This is a genomic window from Desulfobulbus oralis, from assembly GCF_002952055.1.
GTDB classification, from domain to species: Bacteria; Desulfobacterota; Desulfobulbia; order Desulfobulbales; family Desulfobulbaceae; genus Desulfobulbus; species Desulfobulbus oralis.
The window spans coordinates 2,708,169-2,725,002 of record NZ_CP021255.1 but is presented as its reverse complement, the minus strand read 5'-3'; the positions used below and the strand labels follow the sequence as shown (position 1 = coordinate 2,725,002).

The 16,834-nt window shown below is 53.8% G+C and carries 11 protein-coding genes; 8 read left to right on the top strand and 3 right to left on the bottom strand.

Annotated elements, in window-relative coordinates:
* Positions 1 to 149 precede the first annotated feature (149 nt).
* From pilM to CAY53_RS12810, 8 genes are all read left to right on the top strand, one after another.
* A complete protein-coding gene (gene pilM / locus CAY53_RS12130) occupies positions 150 to 1,199 on the top strand; it encodes a type IV pilus assembly protein PilM (protein ID WP_104937326.1) in 1,050 nt (349 codons plus the stop codon).
* A gap of 70 nt (positions 1,200 to 1,269) precedes the next feature.
* Positions 1,270 to 1,788 (top strand): PilN domain-containing protein, encoded by a 519-nt coding sequence (locus CAY53_RS12125; RefSeq protein ID WP_181040306.1) that lies wholly within the window; start codon positions 1,270 to 1,272, stop codon positions 1,786 to 1,788.
* 10 nt (positions 1,789 to 1,798) lie between these two features.
* Positions 1,799 to 2,449 (top strand): type IV pilus inner membrane component PilO, encoded by a 651-nt coding sequence (locus CAY53_RS12120; protein WP_104937324.1) that lies wholly within the window; start codon positions 1,799 to 1,801, stop codon positions 2,447 to 2,449.
* A 30-nt stretch (positions 2,450 to 2,479) separates the two neighbouring features.
* Complete coding sequence (locus tag CAY53_RS12115) at positions 2,480 to 3,082, top strand: pilus assembly protein PilP (protein WP_146106521.1); 603 nt, start codon at positions 2,480 to 2,482, stop codon at positions 3,080 to 3,082.
* Positions 3,079 to 4,566, top strand: a complete 1,488-nt coding sequence (locus tag CAY53_RS12110) for an AMIN domain-containing protein (RefSeq protein WP_104937322.1) — start codon at positions 3,079 to 3,081, stop codon at positions 4,564 to 4,566. The genes CAY53_RS12115 and CAY53_RS12110 overlap by 4 nt, the downstream gene beginning before the upstream one ends.
* Positions 4,567 to 4,588: 22 nt before the next feature.
* Positions 4,589 to 6,286 carry a pilus (MSHA type) biogenesis protein MshL gene (mshL, locus tag CAY53_RS12105; RefSeq protein WP_104937321.1) on the top strand — a complete coding sequence of 566 codons (1,698 nt, stop codon included), beginning with the start codon at positions 4,589 to 4,591 and terminating at the stop codon, positions 6,284 to 6,286.
* Positions 6,287 to 6,336: 50 nt separating this feature from the next.
* Positions 6,337 to 7,434 (top strand): hypothetical protein, encoded by a 1,098-nt coding sequence (locus tag CAY53_RS12100; RefSeq protein ID WP_104937320.1) that lies wholly within the window; start codon positions 6,337 to 6,339, stop codon positions 7,432 to 7,434.
* Between the two features lie 211 nt (positions 7,435 to 7,645).
* Complete coding sequence (locus tag CAY53_RS12810; protein WP_146106520.1) at positions 7,646 to 8,572, top strand: hypothetical protein; 927 nt, start codon at positions 7,646 to 7,648, stop codon at positions 8,570 to 8,572.
* A 53-nt stretch (positions 8,573 to 8,625) separates the two neighbouring features.
* On the opposite strand, the gene mfd is transcribed toward CAY53_RS12810, so the two are convergent.
* The 3 genes from mfd to CAY53_RS12080 all read right to left on the bottom strand — a co-directional run bounded on the left by mfd (position 8,626) and on the right by CAY53_RS12080 (position 16,785).
* Positions 8,626 to 12,231 carry a transcription-repair coupling factor gene (mfd, locus tag CAY53_RS12090; protein ID WP_104937318.1) on the bottom strand — a complete coding sequence of 1,202 codons (3,606 nt, stop codon included), beginning with the start codon at positions 12,229 to 12,231 and terminating at the stop codon, positions 8,626 to 8,628.
* A gap of 21 nt (positions 12,232 to 12,252) precedes the next feature.
* Positions 12,253 to 14,940 carry an outer membrane protein assembly factor BamA gene (bamA, locus tag CAY53_RS12085; protein ID WP_245874821.1) on the bottom strand — a complete coding sequence of 896 codons (2,688 nt, stop codon included), beginning with the start codon at positions 14,938 to 14,940 and terminating at the stop codon, positions 12,253 to 12,255.
* Between the two features lie 354 nt (positions 14,941 to 15,294).
* Positions 15,295 to 16,785, bottom strand: a complete 1,491-nt coding sequence (locus tag CAY53_RS12080; RefSeq protein ID WP_146106519.1) for a hypothetical protein — start codon at positions 16,783 to 16,785, stop codon at positions 15,295 to 15,297.
* Between the last annotated feature and the right edge of the window lie 49 nt (positions 16,786 to 16,834).

Here is a 16,834-nt window from a genome sequence, read left to right as displayed (position 1 = left end):
CTGGGAGCAAGCCGGTACTATCCCGTTTTTTCTGGGAAAAAAATGAAAAAATAGGGAAGCCTCCTTGACAAACCACCACCCATATGGGCTATAAAGGAAGCATCTGAAACAGGCGCTCATGAGCAGTCCATTACACGGATAAGAAGACCATGGCGAAGAAAAAAGAATTGGTAATTGGTATTGATATTGGTACGCATGCGGTGAAGGTGTGCCAGCTGCAGCCGAGCGGTAAAGAAGGCTACCGCCTGCTGGCAGCGGGGAGTGCAGCTTTGCCTGCCGAAGCGGTCGAGGATGGCGATCTGAAAGAGCCCAAGGCTGTAGGTAAAACGGTTGCCGCCCTGCTGAAAAATCTCCAGGTCAAGGGGAAAAAGGTAGGCGTTTCGATTTCCGGCTATTCTGTCATCGTAAAAAAGATCAACCTGGAACAGATGTCTGATGAAGAATTGAGGAAATATATTGCAATGGAAGCCGAGCAGTATATTCCTTTTGACTCCAAGGACATCTACTTGGATTTTCAAAGGTTACCGGTCCGAAAAGCCGGTTCTGACCGGCAAGATATCATGCTGGTGGCGGCAAAGAAGGAAGTGGTCAACCACTATCTTGATATGCTTGCAGCGTTGAAGCTGAATCCGGTTTTGGTCGATGTCGACGGTTTCGCTCTCAGCAATATTTGGGGGGTAGTTACCTCATCTGAGGTTAATGTGGCACTGATAGATATCGGTGCCTCCAAGATGAATATTAACATCATAGCTGATGGTGTATCTGTTGTCGCCCGTGATGTTGCCGTGGGCAGTGCCCAGTTGACCAATCGCATTGCAGTGGATCTGGATGTCGACTACGACTTGGCCGAGAAGATTAAACTGGGCGCGGTAGCGGCGCCGGAGCACGAGGCGAAAATCCGCGGCATTTTTACCAAGGTGTGCAGCCAATGGGCGATGGAAATCAGAAAGGCTGTCGATTTGTATCGCTCTAACAATCAGAAGAGATCACTATCCCATATCGTTTTGAGCGGAGGGGGGGCAAAGGTCTCTGGACTGTCGGAATACATTGCCAAAGAAATAGACTTGCCTGTTCAGGTGTTTGATCCTTTTGATCGTATTCAGGTTGACGAAAAGAGGTTTGATCGCCAATTTTTGGCAGCCTTAGGCCCAGAAATGGCAATTGCAGCGGGTCTTGCAATTCGCCCAGCCACTCTTTAAGACTATGATACAGATAAACTTATTACCGGTCCGTGAAATCAGACGTAGGAATAAGGCCAAGAAAGAGCTTATGTTGGCCATTCTTACTGTAGGTCTGTTCATTGCTGCGCTAGCGTTTGTTGGTATCGTGCAGGTAATCCAGACGAGAGGATTGCGTGCTGAACTTGAGGTAGTACAAGAAGAGAAAGAAAAGTATAATGATGAATTGAATAAAATCAAACAATTAGAGCAACAACAGGCACTCCTTGAAACCAGGATAGCAATAATCAAGGAGCTGAAAAAGAATGCAGGGGTAGCCGTTCATGTCATGGATGACGTCGCGAGTCATACCCCGCCGGACAGAATGTGGCTCACTCAATTGTCACAGAGTTCAAGCGGGCTTGAAGTGACCGGCATGTCCCAGGACAATCAAACAATAGCCAGATATATGGATGAGTTGGAAAACTCACCATATTTGTCTAATGTGACCTTGGGAAAATCGGACATGAAAAAATACGCTGATCGCGATCTTAAGGAATTCACGCTGCGGAGTTCCATAGATAGGCTTGGGCCGACGCAACCCGCCGCCGCTCCGGCCAAAGCTCAGTAAGGAGTGGATCATGGCTGCAAAAAATGCGCGACAGAATAAACTTGATTCTTTTATTGATGGTCAATATCAGTCGCTGGACAATAAGATTAAGATTTTTGTTTTACTGCTGGCAATCGCGATTCCGCTCGCAGGAATGTACTATGCAGTATATGAGCCAAACATTGAGGAGCAAAAAGGTTTAAGAGAGCAGATAGCCGATGTGAACGAGGAAATTCATAAAGCTCAAAGCGCTATTGCCAATATGCCGGCTTTCATGGCCAAGTTGGCGGAAACGCAGCGCAAATTTGATGAAAGTCTTGTCAATATCCCGAAAACTAACGAAATTCCGAAGCTGCTGCGGACAATCTCAGATTTGGGTAAGGCTGCAGGGCTTGAGTTCCTGTCTTTTGCGCCGGGTCCGGAAGTCCCGCAGGAATTCTATGCGGAAATTCCTATTTCTATTTCTCTGTATGGCCCGTATCATAGCGTTGGTACATTTTTAGATAAATTGTCCAAGCTGGATCGGATTGTGACGCTTGATTCTCTAAGCATGGCCACGCCGAAACAGGAAAATGATGAGATTCTTTTGACTTCAACGGGTACGCTGGTCACTTATCGTTCTACAGTAGAATCTACTGCAACTCCGCAAAGTCAAGCCGGAAAGCAGGCCGCGAAAAAATAGTGGTCCTATTGCAAGAGGGTGGATGATATCATGAAAATGCAGCATCTGACAAAATCGGCTTTTCATCTGGGTACCTCTGTGAGGATTATTGTGGCGGTGATGTCCATCATGCTTGGTGGAGGCAATATAGCTATGGCAATTGACGCTTCGTCAAGCCAGGCTCTATTGCCTTCTGATGCAGATACAGATATGGGCGGTTCACCACCAGCTCCCATGCAGGAGGAGGCTGCGCCCCTGCAGGGTAATGCAGCGCAGGGTGCAGCAGCGCCTCAGTATGAATATCAGGTTGCATCAAGACCAGATCCTTTTAAACCCTTTATTACGCTCAAGTCGGTCAATCCGAACGAGCTGCTGGATGAAGAGGGCGAGCTGACAGGCATGCAGCTTTTTGAACCCGCCCAACTGAGTTTAGTCGCAGTGATGGATACACCACGGGGTCGAATAGCCATGGTGGAGGATGTGACCAAAAAAGGCTACAAAATTACCGTGGGTCAGCTGATCGGCAGACACGGTCAGGTAACGGAAATCCAGAAGGAACAGGTGAAAGTTACCGAAACGGCCCAGACCCGCGGTGGAGAGAAGATAGAGACAGATGTGTTCATGAAGCTGAAAAGAGATGGAGAAGGTAAATGAAAAGGCTTGGAGATAGTGCACTTTTTCGTGAGTGCTGTCGGCGGTGGTTGGGCGCTGCATCAGCTGCTTTTGTAGGCTTGGCCTTTGTCGCGGTGGTGCAGGCCCAGGAAGGGGAAAAGTCTGCGGTTACCGAAATTGCCGTCAAGAAATCGGCTGCATCATTGGAAGTCCGTATTAAAGGCAATGAAAGTTTGACCTATCAGACCTATGAGTTGCCGAAGCCGGCACGGGTCGTTATTGATGTGGCAAACGCAAGTCTCAAATCCGGGATAACTGCCGATATTCCCAAAGATACCCCGATTCAGTTGCAGACCAAGGAAATTGCTGATGCAAGTCCTCAGATTTTGCGGTTTGAATTCATATTAAAGAAGTCATTGCCCTATACCACGAAGCAGGATGGCAAGGATATTCTGGTGAATTTTGAGTTGCAGAAGCCTGCTGTGGCGGGCAAAAGCAAAACGAATGCAGCTTCCGGCAAGGCACTGGCCAAGCAGCTCCCTGATACATCCAAGGCGGCAGGCCCAGCGCGCAGCAGCCAGGGCAACGAGACCTTTGGTTTCTCTGGTTATGAGCGCGAGCGAATCAGCGTGGATTTTTATAAAATGGATCTCCACAATGTCTTTCGCTTCCTTAGGGAAGTCAGCGGAACAAACATTATTGTGGATGAGTCTGTTCAGGGCACTTTGACCTTGACCCTTGATGACGTCCCCTGGGATTTTGCTCTTGACGCTATCCTGAATCTGAAGGACCTGAAAAAAGAGGAGCGTTACAACACCATCGTTATCTACCCAAAGTCAAAGGAGTTTATCTGGCCAAACAAAACCGTAAGCAAACTCTCCTTCCAGGCTGATGAAGACATAGCCCAGCAGGACGCTTTGGTGATTACCCAGATGGAACAGCAGCCTGTGGGCCTGGTTGAGGCCTCGCAACTGATTGCCAGGGGCCGCGAGTTTGAGAAGGCACACAATCCGACCATGGCTGTGCAGGCCTATGAACAGGCCTTTGAGAAGTGGAGTTCCAATGCCAAGCTGGCGAATAGGATCTCGGCTATCTACCTGGTGGAATTGCGGCAGAATGCCAAAGCCCTACAATACGCCAAGAGTGCTTTGGCAATCAATAAAAAGGATCGTGTAGCTGCCCTCAACGCAGCTATTGCCTCGGCCAATATGCGTAGCATGCAGGCTGCAGCTTCTTACTTCGATATGTGTGTGCAGGGTGACAGCCCTAGTCAGGAGGCACTTCTGAGTTATGCCCTATTTCGTGAAGAAGCTCGCCAATATGATCTTGCCCTGCAAATTCTCGCGAAGCACGATTCTCTCTATGGTAGGACCTTGGAGGCTATGGTGGCCAAGGCAAGGATCCTGGATAAGAAAGGCGCAAGTTCCCAGGCTGTGCAGGCCTATCGGGAGATTCTGAGTTCGGGCTTTGCGTTGCCATCTGATCTGTCGCGGTTCGTCAGGGCAAGAGTTGGTATGGCGAATTGATCATTTCATACGGAGAAAAGAGATGAACTTGCAGAAAACATTGGTGATCTTTGCGACACTAGCATTGATCTGTGCTCTTGGCGCCTGCAGTGGAAAAAAGGGTGGTAAGCAAGAAACTCCCGCCCCGTCAGCCATGTCCAGCATGCCAACAAAGATGAACGAGCCTGTCCAAATGCCATCGCGCTACCAAAACCCAGGGTATTTGGCATCACGAACAGCCTTGGGGGATGATCTTGGTGATACGCCGGCGGAGTTTCAAATACGGGTAGGCGCAACGATCAAATCGACGTCAGGGCCGCAGCCGCTCTGGGACGTACTGAAAAGATTGGCAAACCTCAAGGGCATGACAGTCAGCTGGGCTAGTGACGTTGATCAGAATTACCTGGTTGATGTCGATATCAATGCTCAGGATCTGTTTCAGGACGCAGTTGCCAACCTGCTGCGCCAGGCTGACTATTTTTACGAGATGAACGGCAAAACCATTGTGGTCAAGAACAAAACGACCAAGGTTTTTCATGTCGGTGTGCCCTACGTCAAAGGTGATTATACGTCCAAGGTTGGGGGCAATTTTCTTCCCACGCAGGGACAAGTGACTACCGCAACAGAGGGGGTTGTAAAACTGAACAGCGAGAAGAACCCCTTTGACATCTGGGAAAATGTTCAAAAGAACTTGGATGTCATTTTGAATGTGGCTGCTGCCGAACGCGCTGCACTAGCCGAAAGTAAAGCACAAGCTGCGGAGGCAGCGGCTGAAATCGCTGCGGCAGAACAGACTGGCAATCCGCTGCCCCAACGGGCCCGCAAGCCTGCGGTGGTGAAGAGTGAGAAAGCAAAGCAAGGCGAAAGCGGACAGCGCGCTGAAGATGGCGCATTCTATATTGTAGACAAGGCGACTGGTAACGTGACAGTTACGGCCAAGCCATCTGTTATGGCAACGGTCGAAAATTACTTTGCAAACCTCAAAAAGGAACTTTATCGCCAGATTGCCATTGAGGCCAAAATAATTGAGGTCTATCTGTCAGATCGAACCAAAATTGGTTTGGACTGGGGGAGCGTGTTGGAGAGCTTTAAGGTTACAGGTACCGTAGCCTTTGGCACTAACGGTCAGGTGTACCCGTGGACTGGTTCGAATCGCTTTGTGAGCAAAATTTCCATGCCAAATGCTGATTTTAGCGTGCTAATTAATGCCTTAAATGAACAAGGGGAAACGCACATTCTTTCGAATCCAAAATTGACCGTTTTGAATGGGCAACCTGCAATTATTAGTATTGGTAAGGTGCGAAAATATATTTCCTCTATTGAGGATGATTATGATGGCGACAGTAATGAACACAACTATACAGTTGAAACGGATAGCATCGTGGAAGGAGTCTCCATGGGTGTCATTGCAACAATTACTGATGATCACAGCATGATTATGCAGTTAACACCGGTGACCACTGAATTGGAGGGTGATGCTATCCCATACAGAACTGTAGGAATCAATGCTGCAGAAATTGGTCTCCCGGTCATAACAATGCGAGAGCTATCAACCACTGTTCAAGTAGGTGACGGGGAAATGCTGGTCATTGGTGGCTTAATTGATACTGCTACCGAGAAAAAAGAGCAGTTTGCTCCAGTGGTTGGCAAGATTCCACTTATTAAGTACCTCTTTGGTTATGAGGATAAAGCTGTCAGAAAGCGGGAGCTTGTGATTCTGTTGGCGCCAAAGATCATTTGATTATATTTGGAGCAACTTATAATCTTCTTCACTTAATTTAGGTGCGAATAATGAAACCATTAGCATTTGTTTTTTCCGCTTTTTGCGTGTCTGCCCTAATTGGCTGTGGTACCTCAGTGCAGGAATCCTTAAAAATTAACCCTGAATTGAAGACTAATATCGGTCAAAACAGGCGTGTTGTTGTCTTGCCCTTTGCAGATTATACGGATGCAGATGATATTGAGTCCGCCTATCGGCGTAATTTATTCATCAGCGCAAATCTGACCGACCGCTTTGCTCAGAATGGCTTTTTGGTACCTGTTGAAGAGGATGTGTTCCGCTATCTGATCAACCGTAACATAATTAACGTAGTTGCGTACTCTGAGAACACCTCACGCTCTATTGATTATGAACTTCGTAACGGTGGCTGGTCTTCGAGTATGCAGAAGGAATTGGAGCGCTATAAGCGTAGCGCTCGTTCGAATTCTTTTGGCAATCCCGCTACCGATTCTCCGGGTACCTTAGGTCTGGATCAGGCAGAGATCTCACAATTGGGGCAAAACTTTGCGGCTGATTATGTTGTCAGAGGGAGCATCATTCAATATAAGACGCGTCAGGATCCAAGCTGGGCTCCGTGGAAAAAAGGCATTGTCACTTTTGTAGCTGGTGTAACCAACAAGCTTGCCTTTGGGCAGGCCAGCTCTGATACGTATGACGAGTTGGGTAGTATGGTAGCAGGTGGCGCACTAGGCGCAATCTATGGAAATGAATCAAACAACTGGCCGTATAATAAAGCGAATAAATCAATTCTTGGTGTTTCTGGCGGTAAGAACGGAAATACAATTGTGTGGGGTGCTATCGGTGCAGGGTTGGGCAATATAGCCTACAATGCTGGGGATATCCCCCAGGCAGTGGTGCAGCTCCGCATGTGGGTACAGGATGCCTACAACGGTGAAGTGGTGTGGACAAACCGAATCGATGTGAAAGTCTCACCACAATCGGTCCTGGCTGATTATCAGTATGATGCGCTTTTTGAAAGTGCGACTGAAAAGGCTGTGCATGTACTGATGGATGACTTTCTCTACAAGTTGAACCCGGGCGCGCAGGCAATGGCACGCGAGAAGGAGGCGAGCCTGAATAAAAGAGGTGCGCGTTCTACACGGCGCTAAGCGCCGCACTGTGACTTTACGGTCAAGAAAGGAAGGGGACGGTCAAGTGATCGTTCCCTTCATTTTTTTCTCCCGCTTGCCTAATTTTTAATAAGACAGTAGACTAAAAGCTTTCAGTGCAAAGAAGGCTGAACGAGATTCGCCTGCACAACTCTGCTTGCTGGAGACAAGCGTTTTTTCAGAGCTCATTTAACTTGCATGGTGGTTCGAAATGAAAAAAAATGCATCCCTGTGTGCCGTTGCCAGCGCTGGCATCATTTTTCTGCTGTTTAGCCTTGTGGCGCAACTGACCTTGGCCCATCCTGGTAGCGGTATATTTCATTCGATTGGCCTCATCCTGGTAACCATTTTCCAGCTCGTATTTTGGATTATCGGTTTGGTTATTGGTGTGGCGCTTTGCATTGCGGTCATGCTATGCATCTATGTCGCCTCCGCGTACCTTGTGAACAGGTCACAGGGCGCAGAAGTCGCAGCCCGGACGAAGCTTCTTGCCTGCACGCAGGTGAGGAGAATTTTAACGTTTGTTGCTCCCCAGTATTTTGGAAACTTTGCTGGAGCTGAAGCGTGTTGCGGCTCTGCCTGCGCCTCCGTTGAGCCCCCTGAAGCACCAGTAGTAACCCGGAGTCTGCCTGAAACTCTTCAGCGACTTGAAACTCGCCTTTCTTCGATTGATTCTACTGTGCAGTCCCTGGAAGCAAATGCAGCACACTTTGTAAAAAGCCAGCAACTGGATGAGCTGCACCTCATTTTGCAACAGCATGAGGATGCTGCAAAAAAGGAATTTGCAGAAAAAATGGCCCTGATACAGGCAGGTCTGGATGCAGCAGCGCAACGAGATGAGCATTTTGAGGCAGCCATCAGCAGATTGGACGATATTGCCATAAGACTTGCGGAAATGGAACAGCGCGTGAGCGCTTCTGCAGACTTGGCAAATCAGATGGATGCTCTTAAAGGTGATCTCAGCGGAAACGTTCAAGAGTTGCATTTAAAAATTGCGACCCTGAAGGATGACTTGCAGCAGCAGATCAGTGCAATGCCTGTGCAGAACACCCATCCAGCGCCGAAAGCAGCAGCGGCACATGCCAAACCGGGCAATGCAAAAGCGCATTCCAACAAGAAGAAAGGATCTGCCCAGTAGCAGTGGCTGAGTTGACCTTTATGGGGGACCAAGAAATTGGTCCCCTTTGTATTTTATAAAGTGCTCTGGATGGCTCCGCCAGATAAGCGCTGTGCTGCGCTGTTTGCGGTTGACCCCTGCCTTTCCGAACGCCCGGCAGCCAGCGCTGTCAGCACATGATCAATGGTTGCCATCACCTTGGTGGTTTGATCAAGCGGTACGATGAGGTGGCCCTCGGGTGTAAAGCGGCAGAGGGCATTCTTGCTCCTGCTCACATTTTGTTGCTGCACATAGGCCAGGATCGTTTCCGGTAATACTGTTGTTGTCTCGTCGAAGCAGAAGAGCAGCCTTTGAGCCCCTTGCTCCAGACGTCTGATGCGAAGTGCAGTTAGTCTTTGCTTGATGGCAATGATGGTGAACATTGCCTGGGCGGGTGCAGGCAATGGGCCAAAGCGATCCTCCAATTCCTCCGCCAGTGCGCTGAGCTCTTCCGCGCTGCCGCTGCCTGCGTAGGACAGTTTTCGGTACATCTGATAACGCAGCGCCGTATCCCGGATATAGTCTTCCGGTAAAAATGCCTCGCCCTGCAGTTTGATTTCCGGATCAAAGGCCGGATCGCCGTTTTCCGGCTGCCGGCCATTTTTCCGGGCCTGCAGATCGGCCACCGTGTCTTGCAGAAGCTGAAAATACAGGTCGTAGCCAACTGCGGCCACGTGTCCTGACTGGGAGATGCCCAGCAGATTGCCGCCACCGCGAATCTGCAGATCATTCATCGCCACCTGAAAACCTTCTCCCAGATCCGAGTGCTCGAGCAGGGCCTGGAGCCGGCGTTCTGCATCGCTGCTCAGGTGTTCGAGCGAGGGCACGAGCAGATAGGCATAGGCCTGACGCTCGCTGCGGCCCACCCTGCCACGCAACTGGTAAAGATCGGCCATGCCTATCCTATCGGCGCGATCGATAAGAATCGTATTGGCGTTGGCAATATCCAGCCCCGATTCGATGATTGTGGTGCAGACAAGCACATCCAGATTGTGGTGGATAAACTGGACGAGCACCTTCTCCAGCTCCTCCGTGGGCATTTGGCCATGGGCCACCCCTACCCGCGCCTGGGGCACCAAGTCGGAGACTCGGGCCGCCACCTGCATGATGGACTGCACCCGGTTGTGCAGAAAAAATACCTGTCCCTGCCGTTCCAGTTCCCGTTGGCAGGCCTCCTTGATGATCAGCGCATCGCGTTTGGCCAACAGGGTTTTGACGGGGCGTCGCTGCCTGGGCGGGGTGGAAATAATGGAAAGGTCGCGAATACCCACAAGCGACATCTGCAGGGTGCGTGGAATCGGGGTTGCCGTGAGCGTCAACACGTCCACGTTTGCCTTGATTTTTTTTATTTTTTCTTTGTGGGCCACGCCAAAACGGTGTTCCTCGTCAACAACCAGCAGCCCCAGCTTTTGGAAGCTGATGTCCTTGGACAGCAAACGGTGCGTTCCGATAACGATGTCGATTTTGCCCGTGCCCAGATCGCCGATGATCTGTTTCTGCTCGGCACGGGTGCGGAAGCGATTCAGGCAGGCTATGCGTACCGGAAAGGTGGCAAAACGCTCCCTGAAGGTCGCCAGGTGCTGCTCCGCCAGCACGGTCGTTGGCACCAGGATCGCCACCTGATAGCCGTCCTCGATCACCTTGAATGCCGCTCTGGCCGCCACCTCGGTTTTGCCGTAGCCAACGTCACCACAGATGAGCCGATCCATGGGTCGGGCTTTGCAGAGATCATCCAGCACCTCGCCAATGGCCTTGAGCTGGCCGCTGGTTTCGTCGTAGGGGAAAGACTCCTCCAGCTCGCGATAAAACTCGCCCGGCCCAGAAAAGCGGTGCCCCTGGCGCATGGCCCGCCTTGCATAGATGTCGAGCAGTTCCTGGGCAATCTTCCAGACCGCGTCGCTGACCTTTTTTTTGGTGTAGAGCCAGTGCTGCGAGCCCAGCAGGTCCAGCCTGGGCTCCTGTTCGCTCAGGCCCTTGTACCTGCCGACCTTGTGGAGCCTGTCCACCGGCACGTAGAGTTTGTCGTCGTTGCGGAACAGGAGCAGCAAAAAATCACCGTGCACACCCGCATAGTTCAGGTTGACCAGCCCCTCGAAGCGTGCAATGCCGTGATCTGCGTGTACGACAATGTCGCCCTTATGCAACTGCTCCAGTTGGACGGCTGGCGCATCGGGGCCCGCATTCCTGCCGCTCCGCCGCGGCGATATCCGCCTGTCACCAAAAAGTTCCGCGGTGGAGAGAATGTGCAGTTGCTCATGTGGCAGGTCAAAGCCCTGGGAGAGGGGCGCGGCCAGACAGATGACCTGAGCCCTGGGTATGGAGGTCATGGCGGCGTAGGAACGGCCTGGGCAGGCAGCGTCCACCTGGTGCTGGGCCAGCATGCTCTGCAGGTGTCCGGCTTGCCTGAGCGACCGGCATGCGAGCAGGACACTTTCGCCCCGCGCCTGCCACTCCTTGATATGCGTGGCGAGGGGCCCAAGTATGCCCTGCTTTTGCCGCGAAAGCGTCATTTCCTGGGCAAGCAGACTGTGGTTTTTGACCGGCAGGGGCAGGGGCGCCGTCAGGGCTTCGGGATCGGGCAGCCGCATCAGATGAACCAGCGTGCGCTTGCCGAGTACGGCCAGCAGCTCGGATTCGGCAAGAAAAAGCTCTTCCGGAGGCGAGACTGCCATGCCCTGAGTCTGCACTGCGGCAAAATTGGCGTCTACGCGCTCAAAGAACAGACGGGCGCGCCGCCGGCAGGCAGGGGCGTCGAAAAGGAGCAAAGAACAAGTCGCGGGCAGGTATTCAAAAAAGGAGCGCAGTCCGTCCGCACCTGTCAGCATGGGGGCCAGCATGTCCATTCCGGCAAAGCGCTGCCGGAGCTGCAGATGCTCGCGGACGCCGGCATTTGCCTGGGCCGGTGCTTGCAGGCCGTCGCGGAGCCTGTCAAAAGCCTCCAGCATGCGGGCCTGCCCGGCCGGGTCATCCGGGTAGAGCAGTTCCGAGCAGGGCAGCAGGATGGCCTCGGCCAGTTCGCCGGTGGAACGCTGGCTTGCAGGGTCAAAGGTCCGAATGGATTCGACCGTGTCGCCGAAAAAATCCAGCCGCAGGGGCCCCACCGATTCGCCATGCCAGGAGGGTGGGTAGAGGTCGATGATGCCGCCCCGGATAGCCAGATCGCCCTCCTGCCGCACCAGTTCGCAGGGCTGGTAGCCGCTGGCCAGGGCAAAGGCAATCAGCGCATCCCGGTCTGCGTCTTCCCCCGCGATGAGCAGTTCGCACTTTGTATTCAGGTGCTGGGGGCTCGGCAGGCGCCGGCAGACCGCCTCGACAGTGCTCAAAATCAGAGCCGGCTCCTGCAGATTCCGGACCTGGTAGAGTGTACTCACCCGTTCGCCGCAGGCGGCCATTTCCGGCTTGAGTACGGTATAGGGCGGAATGCCGGTTCCAGGGAAGAGCAGAAGCGGGCTGGCGGAAAAGAAGGCAAAGTCCTGCGCCAGCAGTTGCAGCTCTTCTTCCGAAGGCAGCAGGCAGCAGAGACTGCGCTTGCCCGCGGCCAGCAGCCTTGCCAGAAGCAAGGCTGCCGAGGCGGAGGTACATCCCGATATGGCTGTGGGAACGGTCTGCCCTTCCTGCAGGCGGGCAAGAATGGTCTGCATGAATGGCGGGGAGTGGACGAATCAGAAGCTGCCGCCGATGCTGAAATCCCAGGTGGAGCTGTCCTCGTCGTCCTTTTTGTCCAGATTGAAACCAACGGCCAGACGGAGCGGCCCAAGCGGCGAAGCCCAGTTGATGCCAAGACCAGCCGTTTTCTTGTAGTCGCCGAAGTCCCAGTCGTCGTCCACGTCGTATACGTTGCCGAAGTCGGTGAAGAGTTCGCCGTCCAGGCCCAGATCTTTGACCAGGGGGAAGATGATGCCCAGGTTGACATACCACATCTTATCGCCACCGATGCGCTCACCGGTGACCGGATCCCTGGGACTGATCTTGGCCGATTTGAAACCCCGGATGGAGTTCATGCCGCCCAGATAGAAATGTTCGAAAACCGGGAGCTTGTTGTCCTTGTTTTCAAAGGCCTGACCTGCCGCGCCCTTGACGTGGAACACCGTTGACCAGACCATGGGGAAATACCAGGATGAAGAGCCCTCGATCTTGGTGTATTCGGCATCGCCGCCCAGTGGGCCACCGGCATAGGAGACCGTGATGCTGTTCCGGGAGCCGCTGGTGGGCGAGAAGGACTTGTCGCGGGTATCACGTACCAGGGAAAGCTCCCCTTCACTGACGAGGTGGATATCCTTGGAGCGGAGGATGACCGACGAGGCATCGGGCCGGATATCCTTCAGGTCCGTGTTCGAGAGGCTGTAGCCGTAGTAAATGCGCCACTCCTCGAAGAGCGGATGGCCGATATCGATGCCCCCGCCTATGGTGTCCCGGGTGTAGTCGCTGTATTCCCGGGTCCAGTCGTAGCCTTCCAGAGAACCGGATACCTGGGAATCGTAGATGCGGGGATTGGTGAAGCGGATATTGTAGCGGGTGCTTTTGCCGCTGGTGTTGGCCTGCAGGGCAAGTTTGTTGCCGGTGCCGAAAAGGTTGCGCTCGGAAATCTCTCCCATGAACAGCAGTTGGTCCGAGGAAGAATAGCCGGCGCCAACGGCGAACTGGCCGGTTGGCTTTTCCTTGACATCCACCACGACATCGAGCAGATCCTCCCGCATGGTGGGCCTGGGGGCGATGTTCACGCTTTCGAAGAAGTCGAGCCGGTTGAGTTTCGCCGTCGACGTGCGCAGGGCCTTGGCGTCGAATTTGCTGCCTTCCTCCAGGGTGATGTCGCGCCGGATGACGTTATCGCGGGTCCGGGTATTGCCCTGCACCTCAATGCGGTTCACATAAACGACCGGCCCCTGCTTGACGTCGAGCATCAGGTCGATACGGTTCCCGGTGGGCGCTTTCCTGATTTGCGGGTTGATTTCCGCATACACATAGCCCTGTTCGGCGTACATTTCAGTCAGGCGGGCAATGTCGTCGCGCATGATCTGGCGGTTCAGGTATTCCTCCTTGCGGATCTGCATCGTGCTCAGCAGCTCGGTCTTGTCCTTGATGAGATCGCCCTGCATGTCCACTGTGCCCACCCTGTAGCGTGGGCCTTCCATCACCGGGAAGGTGATGCTCAGGCCATCGTCGCTCTGCGAGACCTCGGGTTTGCCCACCCGGACGTCCAGATAGCCGTGGTTTTGATAGAAGGCCGCCACACGCTCCATGTCCTGATTCAGGACATCCATGCGCAGAATACCGGAACCGGTCAGCCAGGAAATCCACCAGGAACGGGTGGAGGTCTGGATGGCGTCGCGCAGTTCGCTGTCGGAGAAGCTCTTGTTGCCAGTGAAGGCGATTTCGCGGATGACCACCTTTTCGCCTTCCTTTATGTTGAAGCGGACACTGGCAGCGCCCCGGTCATCGCTGTCCATGCTGCTTTGCACGTCTGCGTTGTAGTAACCCTTGGACTTGTAGAGGGTACGGATCTTTTCCACCGCCTCGTTGACCTTGGTCGGATTGAGGATCGTGTTGGCGCCAATGCCCGCCGCTTCGCGGATCTCCTCTTCCTTGATGGCCTCGGCCCCGGTAATGAGCACTTCGTTGATCAGGGGCTTTTCCACGACGCGAAAGGTCAGTGCCTGGCCGCCATCCACCTCTTCCGCATCCACCTCGACGCTGTCGAAGAAGCCCATGGCGAAGACGGCCTTGATGTCTGCACTGAGGGCTGCCGGATTGTACAGGTCGCCGGGCTTGGTGGCGATTTTCTGCAGGATGGCGCCGCTGTCGATGCGCTTGTTGCCCGAGGTGCTGATGGCGGTAATGGTGGCCCCTGTTCCGGCGTGCGTGAGCAGATCGCCTATGAGTTCGGCAGTCAGCCGGGGCAGGTCTCTGTGCGATTCGCCCACCCGGTAGGCGGTGCGCGGCGCCCCGGTCGAGGAGCCGTCGAAAATGGCGGCGTCAACACTGATGCGGCGGCCGAGCTGGGTGACACTGCCCAGACCCACATGGCTGGCGCCTGTGGCCTGGGCGACCGCGGCCAGTGCCGCACGGGGCGGCGGCCAGGCACCCTCATAGTTGACGATTTTCCGCGCCTCCGCCCGGGACAGCACCTTTATGTTTTTGGCCTTGGCCTCAAGGGACAGCGTTTTGTCCGCCGCTTCTGTGAGTGCGCTTTGCGAAGAGTCGCCGGCATTGATTTTGAAAGGCAGAAACACCGTGTTACGTTCCAGAGCCTGGGCCAGACCCGGCTGCCCCGGCAGACAGCACGTGAAGGTCAGGAAGAGCAGCGTCAGGGAGAAATGGCGGAGCCGGGTGGGCAGAAGAAATTGGGACATGATCGCTTCCTTTGTGTGCATGTTGCAAGCGGCAAACTTGAGATGGCCGGACAGCAGGAATGCTTATTTTTCAGCACAATAGCCGCGAGTGGAGAGTCAGCGGCGCATTATGACATGTTCCAGTCATTTTGCAAGACATTAGAGAGCAGCGTCAGGGCAGCCCGATAGGAGCAGCGACAGAAGAGTGCAGCCTGCATTCCGCGGATCAGGGGATTCATGCGGCGGTCTGCCATCATGGATGGGGCCGGCAGCAAAACAGCCGGCCTGTCCCAACAGGCTGGACAGCCGGTTGGATGCCCTCAGGGAGGCTTTGTGCCATAGGCGCTCCCGGGCTATGCAAGATTTCAGGCGGGTCTAACGCGGTAAAAAGCTTCCTTCTGCCAGCGCCTTGCGCCGGCGCCCCCATTGGACGAGCTGGATGATGATCGCTGGCAGAAAGACTGCCGCAAACAGGAGCGAAATCAGAACAAGTGGATACCACCACCACCTGAAAAGGGGTGAAACAGCCGCTGCGGGTATCTCAAGATACGCATCGGTGGCCAACGGTTCTGTTTCAAGATACAAGGCGCCGGGTTGCGCCAATGAATAGTTGCGCCATGCCTGGCTCTTCGTCTGAAAGCCCGGGTCGCCGAGCCCCAGGCATGACGGCTGCCGGTCAGGTTCCGCATCACTGCGGACAATGATATCGTAGGGCTCAGAATAGCCGGTACACTTTCCCTGTTTGTCGTAGGTCTTGCAACGGGGCCGGCAGGCGCCCTGCGTTACCAGCAGTTTGCCGGTAATGGCATCCTTTATCGTGAAGTTTTTGATAAGCGCCTTGCCGGGCACATTCAGATAATCGATCCGAATGCTGCGGAGAACCTGGGTAAAGCCCAAGGGCAGTCTGGCCCTGATATGCGTTTCGCCGCGTTTCTGGTTGGGCAACAGAATCTTGACGCTTTCATGTTCTTTGGTGCCGTCCCATATGTTGCCGATGTCAAAGACGCCGTTCAATTCTATCCCCCGCTCCGGTTCGTAATAGATCTGCACAAAGGCCGGGCTGGTGCTGTAGCGGTCGTAGTCAAAATCAAACTCGACAATAAGCCCGCAGTATTTGTGTTCGTGCACCAGAAGCAAGAGGCTGCAAAGCCAGACAAAGACGAGCGTGCGCGCGAATATCCTTTGGCAAGATTGCAAGAAGCGCCTGAATGTCTGCCGTCTTGCCCGCCACCTGCCGTGCCACATCTTTCCGGCTATCAGCAGGACGATGCAGCCTGTCAGGCAAATAAGCGCCGGGTGGCTCGTTAGGTACTTACCTGCGACGAGCAGGATAACCAAAAGGATGGCCCCCGGAAGCGCCAGCAGAACAATATTCAGCAGAAGGAAGAGATAGAGCCGGAAAGCCGGAAACACGTAGGGTGGGTCGCGGTCAAACACCGCGTCTTTTACCTCTTCGGTCCATGAGCTCAGGGTATTGTCCGTCAATTTGACCCGCAGGTGGGTCAGGGCATCGTAGGCCGTGAAATTTTTGATAAGCGCCCTGCCAGGCACGCTTTGGTAATGCAGCTGGATTCGGCAAAGCGCCCGCGCAAGCGGCAGGGGCAGCTTGGTCTTTACGTGTGTTATGCCGCTTCTGCCGTCTGCCAGCGGTACCCAGACGCTGGCGTATTCCTCTTGTGCTCTTTCCTCCCCAAACCTGTGCGAGGCATGGTCAATCCGCACAAAGGCTTCGCTGGGCGCGTCGAGATCGTGGACGAGGTCAAATTCGACGATCAGGCCGCTTGCCCGGTCGAGCGGAACATAGGCAAGCGCGCCAAGCGCGATGGTCGCAAGCCATATCTTGATCAGAGTGTACCTGATGCGCATGATGACTGCCTCCTGGTTACGGCGCCTGTTCCGGCGGCCCATCACTCAG